12 protein-coding genes and 1 tRNA gene are annotated in these 24,514 nt (G+C 48.2%); 5 read left to right on the top strand and 8 right to left on the bottom strand.

Going from position 1 to position 24,514, the window contains the following annotated elements:
• Positions 1-168: 168 nt before the first annotated feature.
• Entirely contained in the window at positions 169-1,221 is a 1,053-nt protein-coding gene (locus OZ401_RS02670) for a D-alanyl-D-alanine carboxypeptidase family protein (RefSeq protein WP_341469170.1), read from the bottom strand.
• A gap of 986 nt (positions 1,222-2,207) precedes the next feature.
• Here OZ401_RS02670 and OZ401_RS02665 point away from each other — a divergent pair.
• Positions 2,208-7,235 carry a glutamate synthase-related protein gene (locus OZ401_RS02665; protein ID WP_341469169.1) on the top strand — a complete coding sequence of 1,676 codons (5,028 nt, stop codon included), beginning with the start codon at positions 2,208-2,210 and terminating at the stop codon, positions 7,233-7,235.
• 133 nt (positions 7,236-7,368) lie between these two features.
• Here OZ401_RS02665 and OZ401_RS02660 read toward each other — a convergent pair whose 3' ends face one another.
• On the bottom strand, positions 7,369-8,328 hold the full coding sequence (locus tag OZ401_RS02660) for a hypothetical protein (RefSeq protein ID WP_341469168.1): 960 nt from the start codon (positions 8,326-8,328) through the stop codon (positions 7,369-7,371).
• Positions 8,329-8,659: 331 nt separating this feature from the next.
• On the opposite strand from OZ401_RS02660, the gene OZ401_RS02655 reads away from it, so the two are divergent.
• Both OZ401_RS02655 and OZ401_RS02650 read left to right on the top strand, forming a co-directional pair.
• Positions 8,660-9,868 carry a sensor histidine kinase gene (locus OZ401_RS02655; protein ID WP_341469167.1) on the top strand — a complete coding sequence of 403 codons (1,209 nt, stop codon included), beginning with the start codon at positions 8,660-8,662 and terminating at the stop codon, positions 9,866-9,868.
• A 5-nt stretch (positions 9,869-9,873) separates the two neighbouring features.
• Positions 9,874-10,662, top strand: coding sequence for a LytR/AlgR family response regulator transcription factor (locus OZ401_RS02650; RefSeq protein ID WP_341469166.1), 789 nt, complete (start codon positions 9,874-9,876; stop codon positions 10,660-10,662).
• Positions 10,663-10,908: 246 nt separating this feature from the next.
• On the opposite strand, the gene OZ401_RS02645 is transcribed toward OZ401_RS02650, so the two are convergent.
• On the bottom strand, positions 10,909-11,460 hold the full coding sequence (locus tag OZ401_RS02645) for a hypothetical protein (RefSeq protein WP_341469165.1): 552 nt from the start codon (positions 11,458-11,460) through the stop codon (positions 10,909-10,911).
• A gap of 95 nt (positions 11,461-11,555) precedes the next feature.
• A complete protein-coding gene (locus tag OZ401_RS02640) occupies positions 11,556-12,788 on the bottom strand; it encodes an SGNH/GDSL hydrolase family protein (protein ID WP_341469164.1) in 1,233 nt (410 codons plus the stop codon).
• 370 nt (positions 12,789-13,158) lie between these two features.
• Here OZ401_RS02640 and OZ401_RS02635 point away from each other — a divergent pair, with 370 nt between their 5' ends.
• Positions 13,159-18,993 carry a DUF2298 domain-containing protein gene (locus tag OZ401_RS02635; protein ID WP_341469163.1) on the top strand — a complete coding sequence of 1,945 codons (5,835 nt, stop codon included), beginning with the start codon at positions 13,159-13,161 and terminating at the stop codon, positions 18,991-18,993.
• A gap of 18 nt (positions 18,994-19,011) precedes the next feature.
• Positions 19,012-19,953, top strand: a complete 942-nt coding sequence (locus tag OZ401_RS02630; RefSeq protein WP_341469162.1) for an alpha/beta hydrolase — start codon at positions 19,012-19,014, stop codon at positions 19,951-19,953.
• Here OZ401_RS02630 and OZ401_RS02625 read toward each other — a convergent pair.
• From OZ401_RS02625 to OZ401_RS02610, 4 genes are all read right to left on the bottom strand, one after another.
• Entirely contained in the window at positions 19,947-20,906 is a 960-nt protein-coding gene (locus OZ401_RS02625) for a queuosine salvage family protein (protein ID WP_341469161.1), read from the bottom strand. The two genes, OZ401_RS02630 and OZ401_RS02625, sit on opposite strands and share 7 nt — an antisense overlap.
• A gap of 18 nt (positions 20,907-20,924) precedes the next feature.
• Entirely contained in the window at positions 20,925-21,395 is a 471-nt protein-coding gene (locus tag OZ401_RS02620; RefSeq protein ID WP_341469160.1) for a GNAT family N-acetyltransferase, read from the bottom strand.
• A 109-nt stretch (positions 21,396-21,504) separates the two neighbouring features.
• A complete protein-coding gene (acnA, locus tag OZ401_RS02615; RefSeq protein WP_341469159.1) occupies positions 21,505-24,204 on the bottom strand; it encodes an aconitate hydratase AcnA in 2,700 nt (899 codons plus the stop codon).
• 221 nt (positions 24,205-24,425) lie between these two features.
• Positions 24,426-24,507, bottom strand: a tRNA-Leu gene (locus tag OZ401_RS02610).
• Between the last annotated feature and the right edge of the window lie 7 nt (positions 24,508-24,514).

The raw sequence follows: 24,514 nt of genomic DNA, 5'->3' as shown, positions 1-24,514 counted from the left end.
TAAAAGCGAGACATTTCTCCGCAACCCGCACGCTTCATATTATACAGATTATACCCATTCTGCGAGAACTTATTCAAGCAGAAATATCAGAAACGTGCATTTCATTATAAAGTAACCCGATTAATACCCTTTTAAGGAGTCTTTAACATAGTGTTAAGGAGACACCTATCAAGCGACTTTAGCAAATAACCCCTGCAATGCCAGCAAGTAACGCGCTGCTTCGCTGAAATTGCGCTGAAAGTCGGTTACTAGAGCGCGATAAGGGCGTAACTTGCCCGCATCTGGCAAACCGATGTAACCAAGCAGGAGTTGGCGATTCACGCCGGGTTTTTCATAATCAAGAATTTGGTTAAAAGCGTAATCCATAAGCAGATCGCTCTCAGTACGCAAGTTGGGGTTGTTAAGCTCAACCACAATGGCATTATGCCCAAAACGGCTGGCGGAAGCGACAAGACAAAGCCCCGCTTCATCGGTTTCACCCGGTTTGACTCCATTTGCGCCGGGGTAACGCCTGATAAAGTTTGAGATATTAAAGAAATAGTTGCCTTCCACCGTTGTTTCGCTCAACTTAACAACATTGGCTATTGTCGGATTCTTCATAGCGTACCAACCTGCAATCGCTAAATCCTGCGCACTGCTATAATGAGAGGGATTGTCCAGCCCATGCGGGTTAGCAAAATTCGAATCTTCCATCCCCATTAATGTAGCTTGACGGTTCATCTCCTGCACAAATTTAGCCATCGAATCGCCGCTGCCGGGCAATTTTGAACCAGCATAATGAGCAATAGCGGTGGCAGCATCATTTGCGCTGTCCATCAATGCGCCGTAGAGCAAAAACAGCACTCGAATGCGCTGCCCTTCTACCAGACCCATATTGGCTTCCCCCACCAAATCATCCTTTGTCACTACCGTATAATCGTTTAGGCTAGTGCCGGGAATAGCAAAAAGGGTCAAAACGGTCATAATTTTGGTAGTGCTTGCCATCGGTAACGACTGGTGCGGATTTTTGGCATACAGGATTCTCCCGGTATCGGCATCAATCGCGATAGCAGCACGAGCAGTAAGGGCGGGAGCAACATTGACACTATGAAGGGGAGTTTCGGGTTGAGAAGAAATGCGAGACACGTTTGGAGTCTGAGCAGAAACGTTTTGTAACAAGTAGCCGGAAACCAAAAGCGCCAGCACAAAGCAGTAAAGCGTTTTAATGATGAACTTGCCCAATATAATAAAAACTATCCTCCTGAAAATTTTTCCCACTGATAAACGGATATTACCATGCCGAAGGGGCTATGTCCAACTTGGGAAGGAAAGAAGGGAGGCGTAGTTTCCCCTTTCCTGCAAAAAGGAGGGAAAGGGGCATTAAGTTTAACAGGTCTGTTACTTCGCAATAACTACTGGCATCAACCGCCTCAGCAAAATGCGGTTATCCCTATATTTTAATATCTATTATATATAAGGGAAGGGCATTAAATATCAAGTGAATTAACAAAAAAATAGGTCCCAAATGGAACTTTAGGAGCGCTTGGTACTAGTACTTCATAAACCGATGTGCGGTATTGATAAATTCGTACGGTGTAGATGTTCATGCAAGAGAAGCGATTTCAGGTAAACTCTTATCTTGCGCAAATAAGGGCGAGACTTTGCGCAAAACAGTAGAAAGGCAACTGCTCAAGCCCTTTGTAGTCAGCCTTATTACGGGTTCGTTATTACTTATGTCAAGGCAAAATCAGAGGATTTATTGATTCGTTATAATCTATCATATGATATAATATCTTATAATAATAATGCCATAAAACGCTTGACTCACTCCTGATTACCTGTATAATCTATCACAATATAATTGATGGTAGTTAGGAAGAGAATATTTTATCCTGAACTGCTTATGGTTGAACCACATCGTTGCTTAGGGGCAGCGAAACTCATTAATTTTAAGAAGTTACACTATTCAAAACCCGGCATTCTATAAAAATCTGCACCGCAAAGCCGCACTTCCTCGACCTCAGTGTTGATGTCGAACCTGGGCAAGGAATTTCAGCAATACCCCCGCCCGCGCAAGCGTACAAAGTCAGTACGGAAATTTTAGCAACTGTGGCTTTAAGAGTTATTTATTTAAACCCAGTCCCTTTTGCCGGGGACTAAATTAAAGAACCTGAAGCGCTGCGCGCTATGTTCGTCTTACCTGCATTGCATTGAGGAGGATTTTAGGTATGAACAAACGAGATGAGGGGGATTGTAAGCCTCAGTCTGACCTTAATTTTGAACACGACTCTTCGGATTTAGCTGCTCTAGAACCTATGCACTCCCCCACTCGCTCGGTTATACCAATTGCTTTTGCCGGACGCGAGGAAAAACCTGTTGAACTGGTCTCGGATATTGATCCCTTTTCACCCTTTAACAATTTCGAACGTGAACATGATGCCTGCGCCCTGCTCGCGGTAGTCAATAAATCCGCGCATCCCACGCATAACACCATCCGACAAACCCTCGATGGGCTAATCAAAATGAGCCATCGTGCCGGTATGGTAAACGGCGAGGGCGATGGTTGTGGCATCATGATCGACCTGCCGCACCAACTCTGGGAACAAAAGCTGGTTGAATCTGGACAAGACCCTGTAATTGCCTACCGTGAAGATTTTTGGGTAGGTCATTTGATGATCGCCCGCAAAGCCGATGAAGATCAAACTATTCGAGAGGTGCTACGGCACTTTGAAAACGCAGGGTTACGAGTACTCTATACCCGACACACAGAGGTAAATAGTGAGGCGCTTGGTAAGTTAGGGCGAGAGGAAGAGCCTTACCAATGGCAACTTGCAGGCATCTCTCAGTTTGGAGGCAACCTCTCTGATCTAGAGCGAACCTTGTTCAAGGTGCAACTACAGACAGAGCTAAATCCCGCCGTTTGCTTCTCTTCTCTCAGTAAACACTCAGTAGTTTACAAAATCCGCGGCTCCGGTGATGCCCTTGAACGTTACTTCCCTGAAATCGTAAATCCCAAAGTCACCTCAATCTCGGTAGTAGGGCATAGCCGCTATTGCACCAATACCCAAACCAGTTTCTTCCGGGTACAACCTTTCCCTGTGCTAGCCCATAACGGCGAAATTAACACGGTGGGACGTTTGCAGCAGGAAGCCCGCATGCTCGGCGCGCAACTTCCCATTGATGGCAGCGACTCGCAAGACCTCGATCGCACCATTGCTACCCTCATTCACGATTACGATTACAAGCTGCTTGAAGCGATGGAAATCGCTTTCCCGCCTATCGTGAACGAAATCAAGCAACTTGAGCCAGATTTGCAAAACCTTTACGTCTTCTTGCGACAAGCTTACGGACCGTTTGCGCAAGGACCTGCCGGTATTCTCAGCCGCCACAAGGATGAACTGATCTTCGCAGTGGATGCCTTGGGATTGCGCCCACTGTGGTTCGGTCAAGTAGATGAAACCTACTTTTTCTCCAGCGAAAAAGGCGTATTTTCCATTGAAGAAATGGTTTATGACCCCAAGCCGCTGGCTCCCGGAGAGAAAATTTACGTGCAGGTGCGCGCTCACGGCGAGGAAAACGTGATCTGGTCTTATCCACGTGTGCAACAAGAAGCTCTAAAACGCTTCAGCGCCCGGTTGGTAATCCCTAAAGATACCGCCAAATTGATTCAGTTCTCGCAACCACCCGCCATTTTGCCGGACGATGATACAGCAGTACGGCTCTTACCCGAAAGCAAGATTGAGCATCCAGACGAAGTTCGCACCGAGATTTTAATGTCGGCGTTGGGCTGGAGTGGTGATGACTTGCATTATCTTGAATTCTTAGCCGATACCGCAAACGAGCCGATTGGCTCGCTAGGTTACGATGGCCCCTTAGCCGCGCTTAACAAGGAACAACGCAATATCGCCGACTTTTTCAAGGAAAACGTGGCGGTAGTTACCAACCCGGCAATCGACCGCGAACGTGAGATTGAACATTTCTCAACCCGTGTAGCGTTAGGAGCGCGTCCTTCCCTTTATGGTAGCACCGGACTACCACGACCCGGCAGCGGGCCGCTTCGGTTGGGTATCAATACCAAATTCAAACCACGCCCAAGTCGCATGGTTGAATTAAGCTGCCCCATTTTACTAGGTGGACATGCCGGGGATGGCGCACCGCTTTCGCCTGACCTTTACTGGGAGTCAGCCCGCGCCACTGAAACCTATCTACTGGAAGAACTGGTCGAATTTGTTAGCCAAAACGGTTTCCGTCAGGAAGCTATTTGTATCATCAGTAGCGTTTATCAGGAAGATGAAGAGCCTGCTGACGCAATACTACGTATGCTTAATGAAGCTATAAACGGGGTGCGCAAAGGCGCGAAAATAGTAGTTGTGGATGATACGGAAGCCCTGAATGGCGAAGTTTTCTGGCTCGACCCGCATCTGGTGGTGGCAGCGCTGGACGAGGGGTTGCGCAATTCCAAAGCGCCCCTACGTGAAGGCGAAAGCTTCCGCAACTTGAGACGCGAAACCAGCATCATTATGCGTAGCGGTAGTCTCCGCAACCTGCACGACATTATCCTAGCTTACGGGATGGGCGCAGATGCAGTTAGCCCTTACCTGATGATCGAAGTTGCCGCCTCCAAAGCAAAAATGGAGAGCGCCGAACCAGAAACTCGTCAGAAGTTAATCCGCAAGCGCATAGAAAATCTGGTGGAAGGTCTCAAGAAAGGTCTTGAGAAAGTCATCAGCACAATGGGTATCCATGAGTTGCGCGGCTATGGTCGCCTCTTCCCAAGCATCGGGCTTGCCCCCGAAATTGCCCGCTACTTCAACACTCGCAACTTTGGCGGCTCCAACAAGGGCGGCTTTGGTTGGGCAGCGATGAAAGCGGACTCGGAAGAACGTCGGCAAATCTTGCGTGGCGATAAAGAATCCAAAATGGTGCGCGACTTCCATCTCTATCCGAAAGTCTGGAAGACAGCCGGACAAGTCGCCATCGGGCAGGCATCTTTTAGCAAATACGAGCAACAAGTACAGGCGCTTGAGGCGGAGGACCCTATCAGTATGCGGCATGTGCTGGACATTGATTTCAGGAACGCTGCCGCAAACGAACTGACACCGGTTGACCCTAAAGAAGTAGATATAACCATCGAGCGGCATAACCTGCCGTTTGCCATCAGTTCAATGTCTTTCGGCTCACAAGGTGAAATTCCATACAAAGCCTATGCCAAAGCCGGTGAAGTGCTTAACATGGTAACACTCAACGGTGAGGGCGGCGAGATGAAAGAGATACTCGGCTGCTATTATAATACGCGCGGCGTACAGATAGCCAGTGGGCGCTTTGGTGTGAACATTGAGTTGCTCAACTCGGCGCACTTGCTCGAAATCAAAATCGGGCAGGGGGCAAAACCCGGTGAAGGCGGTCACCTACCCGGTTCAAAAGTAACCGAAAAGGTAGCGGCTGCCCGCAACGCTTCCAAAGGGGTTGACCTAATTTCGCCCTCCAACAACCATGATATTTACAGCATCGAAGACTTGGCGCAATTCATCAGCGAGCTTAAAACCGCCAACCCTGATGCCAGAGTTGCGGTTAAAGTGCCGGTAGTGGCTAACATCGGCACTATTGCGGTTGGTATTGCCAAAGCCGGAGCGGACATCATTACGTTGAGCGGATTCGACGGTGGCACCGGCGCAGCACGCACCCACGCCCTCAAGTATGTAGGCTTGCCCTCTGATGTGGGTGTGGTTGAAACCCACCGCGCACTAGTAGCGTCAGGCTTGCGCGATCAGGTAGAAGTATGGGTAGACGGTGGCATGAAAACCGCCAGTGACGTGCTAAAAATGGTGTTGTTAGGCGCAAACCGGGTTGGCTTCGCTACACTAGCGATGGTCGCAATCGGTTGTACAATCTGTCGTGCTTGCCAGAAAGATACCTGCCACGTAGGTATCGCCACTCAAATTGAGTCGGAAGAAGAAGCCAAGCAACGCGGCTTGAAACGATTTGTGCCACAAATGGAAGAGCGCGCAGTACAACAACTCGTTACCTTCTTCACCGCAATGGGCGAGGAGCTTAAGACTCAAGTGGCTCGGTTAGGTTATTACCGTTTACAAGACTTGGTAGGGCGCAGCGATTTGTTGGTACAGGAGCGGGCACAAACCCTAGTGGACTGGACGGAAATGCTCAAGCCAATTTCGGCATGGGTTGAACGGCAGAAATCCGAAGCCGAAGAGCGGGCGCGGCAACCCCGTATCTGTATGCCTTGCGCCGCTGTACCGGTTGCAGCTTACAGTGGCGATACCACCCGCCGAATCACCACCCACGTACACGATATGATAGCTGCCGGAACTAGTAATAACGGTCACTCGAAAACCGAATTCTTCCATGAGGAAGAGCATCTAGGTTCGATAGATCGTTCGGTAGGTACACACCTCGCCGGAGCGTTGATCCGTGACGGTTTTGGCGCCGGTCCAAGTTTCGCCCACAACATCAGCTCTCGTGGACTCCACAACCTTGTCGGGGTAAGCGATATTGAAGAGCCACGCATCGGCAAAGATGAAAAAGTCAACCTGATGCTCAATAGTGGCTCTATACCCGGCAATGGGTTAGCCGCCTTTAACAGTCGCGCCGTGAAAGTAGTAGTACAAGGTGGCGCGCAGGACGGTGTCGGCAAAAGCTCACTTGGCGGTTCGATTGTAATCATGAAGGGCAAAAATCGCTGGGGCAAGCGCGTGGACGGCGGCGTGGGCAAGAGCTTTGCCTACGGGGCACAACGTGGGCTATTCATTGTACAGGGCAACGCTGACAGTCGTTTCGGTATCCGCCTCTCCGGTGCGGACGTGATTATCGGTGGCGAACTGTACGAGACGGTGGACGACAACCTCGGCTACATCGGCGCACGCAGCAATTTGAAGGGCTTTGCCTTCGAATATATGACCAACGGGCGTGCATTGGTACTAGGTGATCCCGGTCCGTGGATTTGTAGCGGTATGACCGGCGGTACGGTTTATCTGCGCCTACAACCCGATATGGGTCTCGACCTCGCAGCTCTCAAACGGCGCATTGCTAAAGGTGCAAAGGTCGGCTTGAGTCGCCTCAACGACCGAGACAAAGTGAGTGTCCGTCAGTTGTTGCAGTATTACTTCAACGAACTGGAAAGCAGCGGACAGCGGGAGGATGTAGAGCGACTCGCCTTCCTTGTAGAAGCGCCTGAACAGCACTTCCTCAAGGTACAACCTGTAAACATGCAGGTCGATCCTTCGATCTCCACCGAGTGATACAATCTTTCGAAGAAAAGAAAAGCCTTCTGCCTAAAAACAGAAGGCTTCTTTTTTTGCATTAATTAAGAACTGTTACAAGAGAAAATATCAATTAAGAATTAAGAATTTTTAATGCGTTGCTTATTACAGGTTAAAGTTGGTGTATCGAATAAACCAATTCTTGATATTGAGCGGTAGAAATTTCCTGCCTTGCCACTTCTTTAGGGGAATTGCTACCCCAAAAGCGTTTAACATTACCAGTAGTTACAATACTGTGACTAAACTGGCAGGTTGCGCAACGTTCCAGCTTAACCTCAAGCCGATTTGCTCGGTTGGTGAGTGGTTCTAACAATTGGGAAGCTATATGATATTGCTGATTTCGCAGCAAAGTGACAAATTGATGTTCTAACCCTGCTTTCACCGAACCGATGGAATTTGGCACACTAAAAGGATGACGACAATTGTTACAGTAAGCCTTAATTGAGCTAACCCACGCAACATAAGCGCTCGCCAGTAATGCAAATAGCAGTTCAGCCAACCAGTAGAACCAAGCAAACGCATCTTTCAATACCAAACCCTCGCCGGAGGAAGCGTCGGTGATGTTGATTCCTTGCTGTGCCTGTAATTTCATGTACCCCAAAAGCCCGTCTGAACCGGTTTGCTCTAGCAAAGAGCGGTCGAAGAGTAGGTCAGAATCAGATGAGTACATACTAACAGTGCGGCTCTGTACCTGAGCTTTAAAATCTTCTTTGAAAAGCAGGTATTCTGTGCCCTGACAAGAGATGGAAGCGATAAAACTTATTAAAATTCCGAATATTAACGCTATGTGAGGATTGCGAAACTGAGCAGCCCGGTAAACAGCGTAGATTATAGCGCCGCCCAACAAACCCATGCCTACTGTGAAAATGAATAACAAGGAGAAAAACTTGTAGGAAATAGAACCTGCAATTGCGCCTATTGCCGCACCACCTGCTAAAGCTGACAGAGTCATCAGAAATAATGGTAGAATTTTAACGCCTAAATATCCAGCGCGAACAGGTTTGGAGGTATAATGCTGCGGCGCTACCCATAACTGAGATGATACAAAGCGTTGGGGTGAAACGTTATTCATGCAACACTCATCATTGTTTTTAGGGCAGTAGCTTAAAATAAGTTAACAGACAAACAGTATAACCTCTTGTTTGATGTAACATATTTATGTTAGCAAAAGCCCAGCTATTGTAACGAATTAATTGTAACCCTTAAAGCATAGTTAAAAGCATAGTTAGCTATTTTGCTATTTTAATACTTTTTTAATGCCAACAAGTGATATATATCACATATTTGGTTCTAAGACAATATATTAACAATAATGTAATAATTCAATAACCATTTAGTACCCTATATTGAACCTGCCAGATTAAAAGATTATAATCAATGCTAAAGGGAGTTAATCACTGGTAATGATAATTGAGCAACCTCAAGAGTGGTCGCACGACTCCGGTTTCTCCGGCATTGATAGCCCATCCCGACCATCCTGGAAACTAGAGTCCATCGAGCTTTTCCGGCGAATAAGCGTTACAGCGAGTCTTTTCAAAAGCGGTGTGAATCTGAATACGGCGACAGCGCTGGCGCACGAGCTTTATAATGCCGCTAACTTTGCCGCCGTGGCAGTAACCGAGCGACAGACTACCTTGGCTTATGTCGGACCTTTGTATGAAAGTGAAGCTCCTCACCTAGAACGTTTCTGCCCGGCGGTGCGCCTTTGCCTCGAAATTGGAAAAAACCAGACCTGCCGCCACAACACCGAAGACCACCTGTTGAGCAATTGCTGGAGTAGCGTCCAGCCTGAAAAAGAGCGGGATTCGCAAAATCCACACTGGTTAGTGGCAATTCCCCTTGAGAATGAATTGGAAGTATGCGGCACACTCTTAATCTTTGGCAGCGAACTTTCCCCTATTGAGTCTTCTAATCTCGAACTGGCGCGATGGGCAGCCCAAGAGGTAAGCCTCAATCTTGAAATGTGCCGTTTGCGTGGTTCGGCGGGGCAATTAGCCGAAGCCGAGTTAAAAGCGTTGCGTGCCCAGATTTCGCCGCACTTTCTTTTCAATACGCTGAATACAATCGCAGCGTTGGTGCGCTTGGATGCCGAACGTGCCCGAGAGTTGATTGTCGATTTCGCCAGCTTCTTTAGACGCACCCTGAAGCAGCATGGCGAATTTGTATTACTTTCTGAAGAATTGGATTATGTAAAACACTATCTAAGGCTGGAACAAGTGCGCTTTGGCACAAATATCCGCGTTAGTTACGATATTGGAACAGGCACCGAGCAAGTGGTGGTTCCGGTGCTAACGGTTCAACCGCTGGTGGAAAACGCTGTAAATCACGGGCTTGCCCCCCAGATCGGCGGAGGTACTATCGTAATCCAAACTCGTACCATAGATGACGGTGACATAGTTATTGAGGTGAACGATAATGGGGTGGGTATGGACGAAGCCACGCTGGCGAAGGCGCTGAAGCCGGAACATAGCGAAGGACTGGGCATGGCTCTCAGCAATATTAACGAGCGGTTGCACAAACTATTCGGCTCACAATACAGCCTGAAGATTGAGAGCGAGCTAGGTAAAGGCACAAAAGTAGTTTTTAGAGTGCCACGTGTAAAAAGAGTTTAGCTATTATGCCAAACCGACTAAAAGTTCTAATTGTAGATGATGAACAACTGGCGCGAATAGACCTTCAGTATATGTTAAAGAAACTGCCAGAGGTGGAGTCAGTTTCAGAGTGTACTAACGCAACCGAAGCGCTGGCATTATTGCATGAAGATGTTTTTGACGCGCTCTTTCTGGACATTGAGATGCCCGGATTGAACGGGCTAAAAGCCGTTAAAATTATTAACAAACTTCAGAACCCACCGCTGATTGTTTTCGTAACCGCCTATGATGAGCATGCCGCTAAAGCTTTTGAACTGAACGCGGTGGATTATCTGGTAAAGCCCTACAGCGAAAAGCGATTGGCACAGGCAATTGCCAAAATCCAGAAAGCGCAAAGCAATATGGGCAAGCAGCCTGAACCGGAACGCAGCAAAAGCGGGACAATTAATCTTAAACAGGAAGAACCAACCAATGAAGCACATTTCAAGAAGATTCCGGTAGAAAAAGGCGACGGGGTTTTGCTGATAAACCTCTCAGATGTGCGCTACATCGTAGCCTATAATGACCGAGTTTTCGTGAATACTATGAACGAGCAATATCTGTGTCGCTTCTCGTTGGCAGAGCTAGAGCAACGCTTAAATACGCAGGGCTTTGTACGTATTCATCGCAGCTATATTGCCAACTTGCAACATATTCTAGAATTGCAACCTTATTTCAATGGAACCTACAACCTGATTATTGACGACAAGAAGCATACCATCTTGCCTGTCAGCCGATCACGGGTAAAATTGCTGCGCTCGCTCATCGGTGTTTGATAAGAACGAAAGGCAGTTAAGATAAGCGGCTGTATTACCTCATTTAACACTCGGTTGGTTGGATCCAATGCGATAGCCGCACCTCACTATTTTTAGCCTTTTTCATTTTGTTGATTAACTCATTGCGGTATTTTAACCGCTATCGACTCTTTTTGCTTCCGTTCCTCTCTTTTTTTCTTGACCTCTCTCAAATCCTTAAGTTGTCAACTATGACTTTAGCCGAATACTACTTTTCGAGGCTATTACTCAGAATATCAAGGGTGTAAAATGATAACTGCGCTCGGAATTAACACCAAACACCGAATCCCAATAGCGCGTACCTCCGAAAGTTAGCACCAGATTCTTAGCTTCGGGTTTGAGTTCCCCTACATTGAACTGAGCCATTAATCGCTCGAAAAATCCGGTGGCTTCGCCAAGTCGTTGCTTTTGCTCATTGCGCATATGTGAAAAGAAACCGGGATAGACTAGCAGGAGCGGCAACGCGCCATATTGTCCGAAACGGGTATGGGCGTAGTCAATCAATTCTTTACCTTTGCGCGGCAAGTCACGGGCTGCCCCCGCGCCATAAAGCGGGTCGCGGAAAGTTACACCAACTACTATATCCGCAAAACCGTCTTTAATCAGGGCTGGCTTTGGCTTAAGCAACACATCCAACACCAACGCACGCCCACCGATATGTGAACCTTTTACATTTTCAGCCAGAGTTTCGAAAAATGGGTCGATTTTCTCATGCAACTTACCCAGAGTTTCGCCGGGGTTGGGGGGTTCGTCGTTTAAAAAGAAACCTTCCATATTCATCAGGACACCTCTTTAGGCTAAAAAAACAAAGAACGATGAGAGAATTACGCTCACACCGTTCCATGTTAACATATTTTCAATAACCGATGCGCCGTTTAGCGAGGCGCAGCAGGAGTAGTAGCGCCCGTAGTAGGGGCGACTGTACCCGAGGTACCACCAGCAGCGGTTGTACCTGCTACCGGGCTACCGGGATAATAAAGCGAAGGTGGTTTAACCGGAGTGGTTATTCCCAACTTTTTATTGATGATATCACCAAACACTTTGGCTACCTCGCGATGCCCTGCTACGGTAAACCAGAAACCGTCTTCGTCAGAAATATATTGTGCATACTTCCCAAGTTCAATATTGGAAAGGTCAGCTACAAATACACGGGTCGGGTTTTTCTTTGCCACATTGGCAATGATATTATTGTAGTCTTGCTGAACCTTGCGTAATACTTCGGAAGTGAAGCAAGGCTTGAAGTACCACATCGAGGTTACATCCGGTGCATTACCGATGATAATCCGCGCTCTGGTATCTTTCAGCATGCGGTTCACGTAAAGGTTAAGCGATTCTTCATAAGCGCGCTGATAAATTGCCGGGTCGGTATTAGGATCGAGCATTTGAATGGTTAGATTATTCGTTACGCTCCAAAACAACACTAGATCAGGCTGAAACTCAACCTGAGAAGTAGCATAGGCATTAGCCCCGGTGATATTAATGGTTAGCTGGATGTAAGTATTAGTAGGGGTGCGAATGTATTGACTTACCGTCGCATCAAACCAAGCCTTCTCCTCGGCGCGGGTTGCCTGAGCACCAAAGTCATAGGGCACCGCAGTTTTAGCAACCGCTGCCGGATTCAGGAAAGCGTTACGGATGCACTGGTTGGTTATAGGATACTCAAAGCCGCGTCTTATATCGGTAAAACCGGGGAATTCTTGTTGTACCAAACCCACTACATTTATTAATGGTGCAGGTGTTGGTGTTGGCGCGGGCGTGGGCGTGGGCGGAGGCGGGGCAGGAGTCGGCGTAGGAGTCGGGAAAGGTGTGCTAGTTGCCGGCGCGACCAAAACATTGGTTGCAACAGGAGTACCCGCCCCTACTTCTGTGGGCGTAGGCAATATTAACGGTATTTCGGTTGGGGTAGGATTGATACGACCCACCGTAGTGGTTATACCGGCAGTACCAATCAACCTAACCGCACTGGTTGGTGTTACTTGAGCCTGTATATAAGCAGAGTCATTTTGAGTTTGACTTGGGGTATTATCACTGCATGCGCCAGTGCTCAACAATACGACAAATAATGTGAAAATCACTAGCACGCGATAGGCAAGTGTTTCAGGTTTCATAGCCACTCCCGGTTTTGGCATTCAACGCGGTATATACCGCCCCACAGGAAGAGACGCACAAATAGTCTAGAGCTAATTTTTGTTATGACAAGTTCTGTACTATTATACATGTTATTGTCAAGTAAAGTCAACGTCTAAATAATGTATTTAGACTTTTAATTAAGTCAAAACAAACCAGTAAATTTGATTATAGCCCTATTCGGACTTGCTCTTCTCCCCAGCAACCTATTTTGTTTAGCCTTAATTGCCGAGTGCACCGTTGTAGTATAGAATATCAAGAAACATTAATCGCTGGCATGTCGTTCTCAATATATAGTTAGAGGCGCGTGCCTCACTACCAATTCAAATATTAACTCTACACCTCTATTAAATGAACAACTTCTGGCAAAACAAACGCGGCGATATACTGGTCTGGGGTCTTCTGCTCATAATCTTGCTGGTAGCGGGTGGTTTCCGCTTACAGAGTCTAGATTGGGATCAAGGACAGTATTTCCATCCCGATGAACGGGCAATAATTTGGCAATCGAACGGTCAGGGCGTAATGAACCTGATGACGGTTCAAACCAGCGGCGGCTTTGACAATCTGGGACAGACCCGCGCTTCGGTGAGTTTCCCGCCCGGGGGTTTGCAATTTTTTATCCCCAATGATGCAGCAAACCTACGCCCCGCTACCGAGGAAGAAACAAAACTTTTCACGGCAGCCAAAATACAAGGCAAGCAATATGCGCTACCTACTAACGTAGTACCACCGGATCAACCAGTTCCCGACAAAGCAATTAATTTCTGGAACGCCGCTTTTAGCCCCTTAAACCCGCACTTTTTCGCCTACGGTTCGTTCCCGATGTACCTCATCAAGTTTTCAAGCTGGGTAGCCGCTTCTATTTTTGGTTCACAATGGAACGCATACGCCAATTTGTATCTGGTAGGGCGGTTTCTCTCTGTCGTGTTCAGCTTGGGAACAGTGTTACTGGCTTTCTTCCTAGGCAGACGCGCCTTTTCGCCTAGCTTGGGGCGCAAGGCTGGTACAGCAATCGGCTTGAGCGCGTCCGCTTTTCTGGCGGTTTCGGTACTGGATATACAGCTTGCTCACTACCTAACCTTTGATGTAGCCCTTACCTTTTTTGTAACGCTGGCTGTTTTCGTCGCTATCGGACACATGCGCAGCGGTTCACGCTGGAGCGCGATAAGAATGGGAGCGGCTTTCGGTTTGGCTCTAGCGTGCAAGGTTAGTGCGCTACCACTGGGCTTGGTGCTGGTAGGGGCGGCATTGCTCTATGGACTTTACGGAAAAGCGCAACACAGCGGCGAATTTGCCGGAAAACCCAAGTTAAGCGGGCAACCCGGAGAAGAACGTTTTGGGAAAGTTGGGTTAGGTCCGCGCCTTGTTCTCAGAACACTGGTAAACCTAATCCTGAGCGGCTTAGCTACGCTCATAGTTTGGTTTGTCGCCATGCCCTACGCTTTCCTCGATTTCACCGCTTGGTTTGATCGGGTAATGGCGGAAAACGGAATGGCGCGAGGCATTTCAGATTATCCCTATACCCGCCAATATGTCGGCACTATTCCATTCTTATACCAGTTCGGTAATTGGATACAATGGGGCTTGAGTATCCCGCTTGGGGTGCTGGCGGTAGCGGCGTTGGCTTACGGGCTTTATCACGCGGTATGGTACAGGCTCAAAGCGGAAATCCTGCTTTATTGCTGGCTCGTACCCTACATGCTAATCACTTTTACGGGCGAAGCCAAATTCAATCGCTATTTGCTACCGATTACGCCAATTGCGCTAGTGTTAGCAGCCCGTCTGCTGGTTTCCCTGTATCTTCTGGCGCACAACAGCAACACGGCTACGCTCTACAAGCTGCGGAAATTTTTGGTGGTAGGGCTGGGCGTATTTATAATGGGTTGGGGCTTGGTGTGGGCGATAAGCTTTTCTCAGATTTACGGGCAAGAGCACAGCCGAGTAACTGCCAGCGAATGGATTTATCAAAATATACCGGCAGACGCGCGGTTAAGCAGTGAAGCGTGGGATGAATCATTGCCGGTTACACTGCCCGATCAAGCAAAATACCGAGAGCAATACCAGTACACCGACTGGAATAGCTACGAAGATCGTCCTAACGATGAAATGACGCAATATTGGTCAGACAAATTAAGCAACACCGATTATATCGTCTTATCCAGCAACCGCCTATATGCCACCATCCCAAAATTGCCGTGGCGTTATCCCGTTACTACCCAACTTTACGAAATGCTTTTCAAGGGGGATTTGGGTTTTCAACTGGTTAAAAAGGTTTCTAACTATCCCACCGTACCACTGGTCGGATGGCAAATTAATGACGATACCGCCGATGAGAGCTTTTCAGTCTATGATCATCCAAAAGTATATATTTTCAAGAAAAAAGATCAGTTATCCGAAGTAGAATATCGCAACCTTTTTGCTCCTTCTATTAATGCGCCGTGGGTTCCCAAACGTTATCCCGCCAAGGGTGACTTGCCGGTTATTCCGGCGAAGCAGAACGATGGCGTTTTGCAGAGTACGGGTGAAGCGCAGCGAGTAGATAGCGGCAAAAGCCTGTTGCTGGATAAACCTGTAGATCGCCAACCTGAAGTCAATGATAACGGCTGGAATCAGCTTGCCAACGAGCAGCAATGGCTAGCGGTAATTATCTGGTTCGTAATGGCACAAGTGTTGGGTCTAATAGGGTTACCGTTAGCGTTACGCTCTTTCCGTCGCTTGCCCGACAAGGGTTACATTCTGGCGAAACCTATCGGGGCGGCGTTAGTGGCGCTGATTATTTTCCTAGTAGTAGCAACACGCCTGTACCAATACACCATCGCCACCGTTTACATGTGCCTAGCAGTGGCAGTGGTAATCAGTGGGTGGCTATGGTGGCGTTATCGCGAAGAGTTAGCCTACTTTTGGAAACACAATCGCACCCTGATAATAATTGAGGAAGGTATTTTCCTGCTTGGGTTCGTAGCCTTTGTGCTGATAAGGCTAGGCAACCCCGACTTGTGGCATCCCTATTTTGGGGGTGAGAAGCCGATGGAGTTTGCGCAACTCAACGCAATAGTGCGCAGCGCGTATCTGCCACCCTACGACCCGTGGTTTAGCGACGGCTACATGAATTATTACTATTACGGGCAATATGTAGTTTCCACATGGGTCAAGCTCACCGGAATCCAAACCGCCATCGCCTTTAATTTGGCAATCCCTCTGTTATACGCTTTTGTACTATCAGGTGGCTTCTCCATCTCCTTTAACCTTGCGCGTATCTACCAGCAATGGCGAGCGCGGCGAGCGCGGTATTTGGGCGATAACTGGGCAAGCGATTCAAAGTTACGTGGAAAGGCTGAAATCCACCCACGAGAAATTTCTCCGGATGATTTAAGCAAAGCCGGACCGATGTGGGCTGGTATATTCGGGGCATTTGCGCTGGCAATTGCGGCAAATATTGATGGGCTGGTGCAGCTTTTACAGCATAATCGCGCCTTTGCCGAACTTATCAATGCCCTCAATATTTACCCGGTACGAGCAGAGCAATTACGCGCTTATGATTATTTCCGCAGCACGAGGGTTATTCCAGATACCATCAACGAGTTCCCCTATTTCAGCTTCTTATATGCTGACTTACACGCACACCTTATTGCGCTGCCCTTTACCCTATTGCTGTTGGCTTTGGCTTTGAACCTAATTTCGGCTAATTGGGCAGGCTACGACGATACCGGCTATCCTCCGCCTATACGGCTCATAAAACGGCTCTGGTATGCGTTGGATGGGACACTGCTGATACCTTTACTGTTTGCGGTAGTAATCGGCTTGATCGGGGCTACCAATATCTGGGATTTGCCCACCTATATTATGATTATCTTTATGTCGCTGTTCTTTGCCTTTTTCCGGCGACCTCAAAAACCAACAGTAAGCGAGAATGAGGCGGAAGAGCAAACCCCAAGATTCCGCCCCTTGAGCCTGCTGGTAGAACTGGCAGCAGCAGGGATAACCACCGGCTTGATTGTATATTCCGCTTTCCTGATGTATAGCAACTTCTTTAACAAATATCAGGCGTTGTACAGCGAAGTTAAACTAACCAGCCTCTATACCGATTTCGGACAAATTATCTTTTTCTGGTTAATGCCCTTCTTTTTCGTTATTTCCTACGCGATATGGAGCTATTGGCGCTGGCTCAGTTGGAGAAGGGGTGGAAATCCGCGTCTGTCTGAACCACCTAAAGACATTAAAACTAATTACAAATTGGATGAAGAACTGGACGACCCCTTTGTATCGCAACCCTCGACTTTAAGAACGCAACGAGCCGAGCTAGCCTTTGCAATGGCTGGCTCTGGGAGTAGCCTTGAAGCAGGAATGGGAGGGGGAAGTTCACCGGATAGGCAACCTCCAACCAAAACAAACAGCTATAACCGCTATAGTGTGCCATGGTTAATAATATTGGGGATAGCGGGCATAATAATGGTTATCGCCTGGGTTTTCCCGGTTACAATGGAATGCAAATTTGAGTCTGTTTTCTGCCAAACTGCTGGACCGGGCATAACCCACACCGGACCGCGCTGGGCGAGCTTTGCCACTATGGGATTTTTGGCTTTGGCGTTCTTATTCTTGATTTTCGGACGCGCCTATGACCCCGACCCTGAACAGTCGGCGCAAGCCCGCAATCCTGCCACCCTTTTCGCGAAGCTGATGATTCTGGCAGCATTTTGTATAATCGCTGGATTGGAAGTAGTATATGTAGCAGACGATTTCGCTAACAGCTATCGCGAACGCGCTAACTCAATTTTCAAGTTCTATTATCAAGCTTGGACAATGCTGGCGTTGGCTTCTGCTTTCACTATATATGTGTTATGGACGAACTGGATTGCGCCACGCTGGTCGGATGTGGAGCGGCGTATCGGCAAGTTGCGCCTATCTATGCGCTTCCTGTGGATCGGCGCAGCCACAATGCTGGCTATCGGTTGCTCGCTTTATGCAATTTTGGTAACGCCAACCCGCATCGCCGAACGCATGGAAAAGCCATTACCCAACCCGACCCTAGACGGACGCGCTTATTTTGATACGTTGCGCGAAGTAATGGGTATGCCCAATATGACGCTTGGCAAATCCTTTGATATGTTATACGAGGCTCAATCCCTCCACGAGTTCTACGATAAAATACAGGGCACTCCGGTGGTGCTACAGGCGAGTATATGGCCCTATCGGGGTAATGGTAGCTGGATTGCAATAAATACAGGCTTGCCAATTGTGCTAGGCTACGACCACCATGAATCGCAGCAGCATTATGATGCGCAGGTTTGGAAACGAAGCAGCAATGGCGGTGGAGACGGCGACATCCACGAGATATACAATACGGAAGATATTGAAACAGCGTTAGGCTTGCTGAATTATTATCACATCACCTATATTCATCTTGGCATTATCGAACACGAGTCGGAAGTATTCCGCGCCTGTTATCCCGGTGAACCGGGTGATACAAGCCGTTCCACTGTTCCGGCTTGTTACGACCCGCTGGTAAGTGATGGAGGACTCGCAAAGTTCGACAAGATGGTGAACATGGGCTTGCTAGAAGTAGCCTATCAGAATCCGGGTGTCACTGTGCTGAAGGTAACGCCACGAGGGCGCTCTGGCATAGTTGACCCCACATTAGCCGCTGCCAATCCGGGTCAGACCATTACCACCGACCCTAAACTGGGCAGATTACTCGACGCAGTAAAACGCAACCCGCAGGATTATCAATCCCACTATGATTTGGGGGTTTATTATTTCAAAAGGGGCGATTTGCAGGATGCCGCGCTACAACTGATAGAAGTGATAAGGATTGTGCCGAAAGAAGTCAATCCGTATCATGTGCTGGGTGATATTTTCTCGGCAATGGGCGAGAATGAAAAAGCATTATCTGCTTGGAAAGAACCAACAATAGTCGCTCCCCAAAATGTTGCGGCACACAATAAATATGCGCTGGGTTTGGCAGCAGCAGGACAAACCGACGAAGCAATAAAAGAATATAATATAGCCCTACAACTGAATCCGAAATTTGTTGAAGCAGCTTATCATCTTGGCGAACTTTATGAGAAATTGAATAAACGCCAAGAAGCAATAGACGCTTATAATTACGTTATTAAAAATGCGCCGGGTACCAATGATTTTTGGGCAAATAGTTCCGCCGACCGCATCAATGTTTTAGGCGGTCGCTAAAAAAGAGGAGACAGAAGAATGCCGTTGGAGCCACAATCTAAAGCCCTGATGGACGAGTTAATCGCTTCAGGTATAACACCGCGCTACCTTATGACCCCTGAAGAGGGGCGTAAATATGCGTTGAGCGCCTTTGTTGAAATGGCAGGACCCCCTGAGCCGATTTACAAAATCGAGGATCGCACCATTACAACCCATAGTGGTAATGTAAAGGTACGGATATATACCCCTGCCGACAAACCCAAAATGCCCGCACTGGTTTATTTCCACGGGGGAGGCTGGCGCTTCGGCAGTATTGAAACTCACGAAGCCCCTTGCCGCACTTTGGCTAATTTGGCAGGCTGCAAGGTCATTTCGGTGGACTATAGCTTGTCACCGGAATATCCTTTCCCGGTAGCGATGGAGCAAAGCTATAATGCTACCAAATGGGTTTATGATAATGCTGCCAGTTTGGGAATAGACCCGGACAAAATTGCGGTGGGCGGCGATAGTGCGGGCGGAAACTTGGCGGCTTCCACCTGTGTAGCGGCGCGCGACCGGGGAAACCTCCCTCCGATTTTTTACCAAGTGCTAATTTATCCGGTAGTGGATTTTTATTATCCCGGTACAGCTTCATACAAAGAACATGGAACAGGATATTTTCTTACTGCCGAGGCAATGAAAATTTATTGGGATAGTTATCTAGGACGCACCGAAGACTCGCAGAATGCTTACGCTGCGCCTTTGTCGGCTGCCGGTTTTGAGGATATGCCGCCAGCACTAATAGTGTTGGCACAATACGACCCGCTTTACGATGAAGGGGTCAAATATGCCGAGAAACTAAAAGTGGAAGGTATTCCCGCAAAAGTGTTAACCTATGAAGGGGTGATGCACGGTTTCTGGGGTATGGCTGCCAAAATTGATTTGGCGCGCAAAGCCCATGCCGATGTTGCCGCGGAACTGCGAAAAGCTTTCGCTCAGTAAAAATAGGTACGGGTCAGGTGGCGCAGATAACTCTTATAACGTGCTGCTTGACCCAAATGCCAGAGGTACACGTCCACCATCGCCGGAAATAGCCCGTTACCAAGTAAGTTGGTTACCTCTTCTACGCAAACGATTCCTGCCGCTCGAATCTCGATTTCTTCTAGACTACCAGCCTCCAATGCCTCGCCTTTTTCTATACGCGCCAGCAGATCATGGTCATATTCCAACGCGCCCTCTATTCTGAATACATGCGGCACTAAATTGTCCGCAAACATCGTGAGGTGCGCTATATCTGGGAAACGCCCGTAACCCTTGCCTTCAAATGCCAGATACAAGTCGTTTGCCAGAATCTGCGCGCGCTTCAGAAAATAAACCTTTTCGCCGTGGTAAAGAGCGCTATCATCAAAACAGGACAGCTTTTGTGCCAGTAAACCGATTAATTCGGCGGCGGGTTTTTCCCCTGTCAGCCTGTTTAACAATCCGGCATAGCTTCCGCCATATTCAGCCATAACCCAATTGCCAAGCTGATTCAGGCTCTCCGCGAACATAGCCATCAGCGGAAAATCGACGCTAACCCCGAACAATTCTGCAAGACGTGTAGGAGTAACTGAGGCAGCAAAGGAAGCATCCAGCTTTCCACCTTGCTCAACATAGCGTTTCAACCCACTTGCTACGGTCATATACAGCGATTGCTGGCGGGGGAATTGTGCTTTCCATAGTGGCGAGAAGCCCGACCCGAAGTTAATCGCGTCCACCGTCATCACATAATCAAGCTGAAGTTCAGGATTGTGCGCGGTTTCCAGTAGATGAAAGTCGTCCTCATAAGTGTAGCGCTTCTGAATCTCTCGCGGGTCTATAGTAGCGGCAAAATCTGCCAGTTTTTGGCGATTTAAGCATATATAGCGTGCTTTTTCCAGTACTCGACCCGCCGATTCTCTTACCAATTCATACATAATTACACCTTTTTGCCCTTATCCCAGTTTCTTCTCATAGAATATTGCGAGGATGCCCATGTGAACATAGTCTCGTTTGATTTCAACAAAGCCGTTTTTAAGGTAAAGCTTCTGAGCGGGAATTAAATTCACTCCGGTATCTAAGTGCAAACGGAGGTAGCCCAGCGCGCGGGCTTTTGTTTCCAACAGTTCGTAAATTCGCTGTGCAAAGCCTTTGCCTTGAAAATCAGGATGGGTACGCATCCGCTTAATTTCGGCTTCATGCTCGCCTGTTTTGCGAAACGCCCCCATCGCTGCTACTTTACCTTGATATTCACCGATCAGAAATTCACCTTCATTTTGATAATAGTGCTCCTCAATGTGGCGCATATCATCATCCCAAGGACCATCCCCGCCGTAAGCCCCCATTTGTTGCAACCCTTGCACGTGCAGTTCCCATACCGCGCTCTGATCTTCTTGACGGTAGCGCCGGATAATCAGTTCGCTCACCTTGACCCCCTTGCTTAAATTCTACCCTTAAAAAGGGTGCAATAGTCCATATAAAAAGAGAATAGCTCGGCACAAACCGAGCCATTCTATTACGTCAAAAGTTTTTAGATTAAGCTTTTGCCACCAGCTGGCGGAATACATAGGACAGGATACCACCGTGACGGTAGTATTCGAGTTCAATTGGGGTATCAATACGCGAAATAACCGGCACTTGCAACGTTTCGCCGTTCGCCCGCTTAATAACCAGCGTAACATCCTGCTGTGGTTTTAGATTCGGGTCTTCCAAGCCCAACAGTTCGTAAGATTCGGTGCCGTCCAGTTGCAAGGTACGTGCGTTCACGCCCTCCTTGAACTGGCAAGGCAGCACGCCCATACCTACCAAGTTGTTGCGATGGATGCGCTCGAAACTCTCCGCTACTACCACCTTCACGCCCAGTAAGCTTGTGCCTTTCGCCGCCCAGTCGCGTGAACTACCTGTGCCGTATTCTTGCCCGGCAAAGATGAAGAGCGGAGTACCTGCTTCGAGATATTTCATCGCCGCATCGAAGATGGGTAGTTGCTCACCGGTCGGTTGGTAGATGGTCACGCCACCTTCCACGCCCGGAACCATCTGGTTCTTAATGCGCACATTGGCGAAAGTACCGCGCAACATCACCCGGTCGTTACCGCGCCGCGTCCCGTAGGTATTGAAATCTTCAAAAGCAACTCCCTTTTCCAGCAAATATTTACCGGCAGGTGAGTTCTTTTTGATTGAGGCGGCAGGGCTGATGTGGTCGGTAGTAATTGAGTCGCCGAAAATAGCCAGCGACTTTCCACCCGTAACATTAGTTATGGCGCTCGGTTCCGCGCTCAAATCCAGGAAGAAAGGTGGTTCTTGAATATAGGTGGATTCGCGATCCCACTCGTACACATCGCCGGAGTTGCTAGGGATTTGCATCCACAGGTCGTTCTCTTCCACAAAATTGCCGTAAAGTCGGCGATAAACTTTGGGGTCACGCGCCACGCCTAGTAAAGCTTTTACTTCGGCATTGGTGGGCCAAATATCTTTCAGATAAACCGCGTTACCCTCTTTATCCTTGCCGACAGGCTGGGTAGTGAGGTCGATATCTATCCGCCCTGCCAACGCAAAAGCCACCACCAACGGGGGACTCATTAGGAAGTTGGCTTTAATGTTGGGATGTATCCGTGCTTCAAAGTTGCGGTTGCCGCTCAACACGCTGGCAGTTACCAAATCGCCCTTCAACACCGCTTCCTCGATATTCTGGTCAAGTGGTCCAGAGTTACCGATACAGGTAGTACAACCGTAAGCAACAATGTTAAAGCCGAGTGTATCGAGGTATGGCTGCAATCCGGCAGCTTTAAGATATTCGGTAACTACCCTCGAACCGGGTGCGATTGAGGTTTTGACTTTGGGAGAAACGCTCAAACCGCGTTCAACCGCCTTTTTCGCTACCAGTCCCGCCGCCAGTAACACACCAGGATTTGAGGTGTTGGTACAGGAAGTGATAGCCGCAATCAGCACGTCCCCATTATTGAGGCTATAATCATGTTCTTTGACTTGTACTGAGGCAGCAGTAAGTTCGGAAGGGGCTTTGCCATAACCGTTTTCGGCTACAGGCTTCGCCAATAGGCTGTTGAAAGTCTCTTTCAGGGCGACCAAGCGCACCCGATCTTGCGGGCGTTTGGGACCTGCTACGCTCGGCTCGATTGAAGCCAAATCAATTTCCACCACCGAGCTATAATCAATATCGCCCTTAATGGGGAAACCGTAAATACCCTGCGCTTTGCAATAAGCCTTTACCGTTTCTACTTGCTCATCACTGCGCCCGGTTGCTCGCAGATAGGCGATGGTTTCATCATCTACCGGGAAGAAGCCCATAGTCGCGCCGTATTCAGGAGCCATATTGGCGATAGTAGCGCGGTCGGTTAGGGACAGGCTGGATGCGCCATCGCCGAAAAATTCGCAGAACTTGCCGACCACTTTGTGCTTGCGCAAAGTCTCGGTGATGGTCAAAACCATGTCAGTAGCAGTTATACCTTCGCGTAATGCGCCAGTCAGATTTACGCCCACTACATCGGGAGTCAGGAAATACACGGGCTGCCCTAGCATCCCGGCTTCCGCTTCGATGCCACCCACGCCCCAACCTACAATACCGAGACCGTTAATCATAGTAGTGTGTGAGTCGGTACCGACCACCGTATCAGGATAATAAACGCCCTCATTTTCCAGAACGCCTTGCGCCAAATATTCAAGGTTTACCTGATGCACAATACCCGTGCCGGGCGGTACTACACGAACGCTCTTAAAGGCTTGCATGCCCCACTTCATAAACTGATAGCGTGGCGCGTTGCGCTCAAATTCCAGTTCCATATTCTTGCGTAGCGCATCATTGTCCCCAGAAAAATCAACCTGTACTGAGTGGTCAACCACCAAATCAACCGGCACAAGCGGTTCGATAACGCCGGGATTTTTGTTTAATTTCTGTATGGCAGACCGCATGGCAGCAAGGTCAGCCAACAAAGGTACGCCCGTAAAATCCTGCAAAACAATGCGGGCTACTACAAAGGGGATTTCATCGGTGCGGGATGCGTTGGGTTTCCAGCCAGCAAGGTTATAAATGTCTTTTTCAAGTATTTTCTGACCGTCATAATTTCGCAGCACCGATTCAAGTACGATGCGGATACTGACCGGAAGGCGAGAAATAGAGCCTACGCCTGCCTTCTCTAATTGTGGCAGTGAATAATACTGTCCGGCGCGCCCGCCGTCGATTTCAAAGGTTTGAAGAGTATCAAAAAGATTATGTGCCATTTTCCTTGTCTCTCTCGGTCATATATTGTTTCATCATTGAACTATACTCGTACAAGTACATATTACAATAATTGCCTCGGACTTGTAGCCATTTCAGTCCGTTAAATCATTGAAATATAATATGATGATGATATAGTGAGGTTTTGGTAGGTCATTTTGAGTTCAAAGGGAAACCATAAAATAAAAAAAGGACGTTCGGAACGCCCTTAACTTATCTATTATGGGGAAAGAGGGACTCGAACCCTCACGCCTTTCGGCACATGATCCTAAGTCATGCTTGTCTGCCAATTCCAACATTTCCCCAAGACCG

Source organism: Candidatus Chlorohelix allophototropha (assembly GCF_030389965.1).
GTDB classification, from domain to species: Bacteria; Chloroflexota; Chloroflexia; order Chloroheliales; family Chloroheliaceae; genus Chlorohelix; species Chlorohelix allophototropha.
This window is presented reverse-complemented; position numbering and strand designations above follow the sequence as displayed.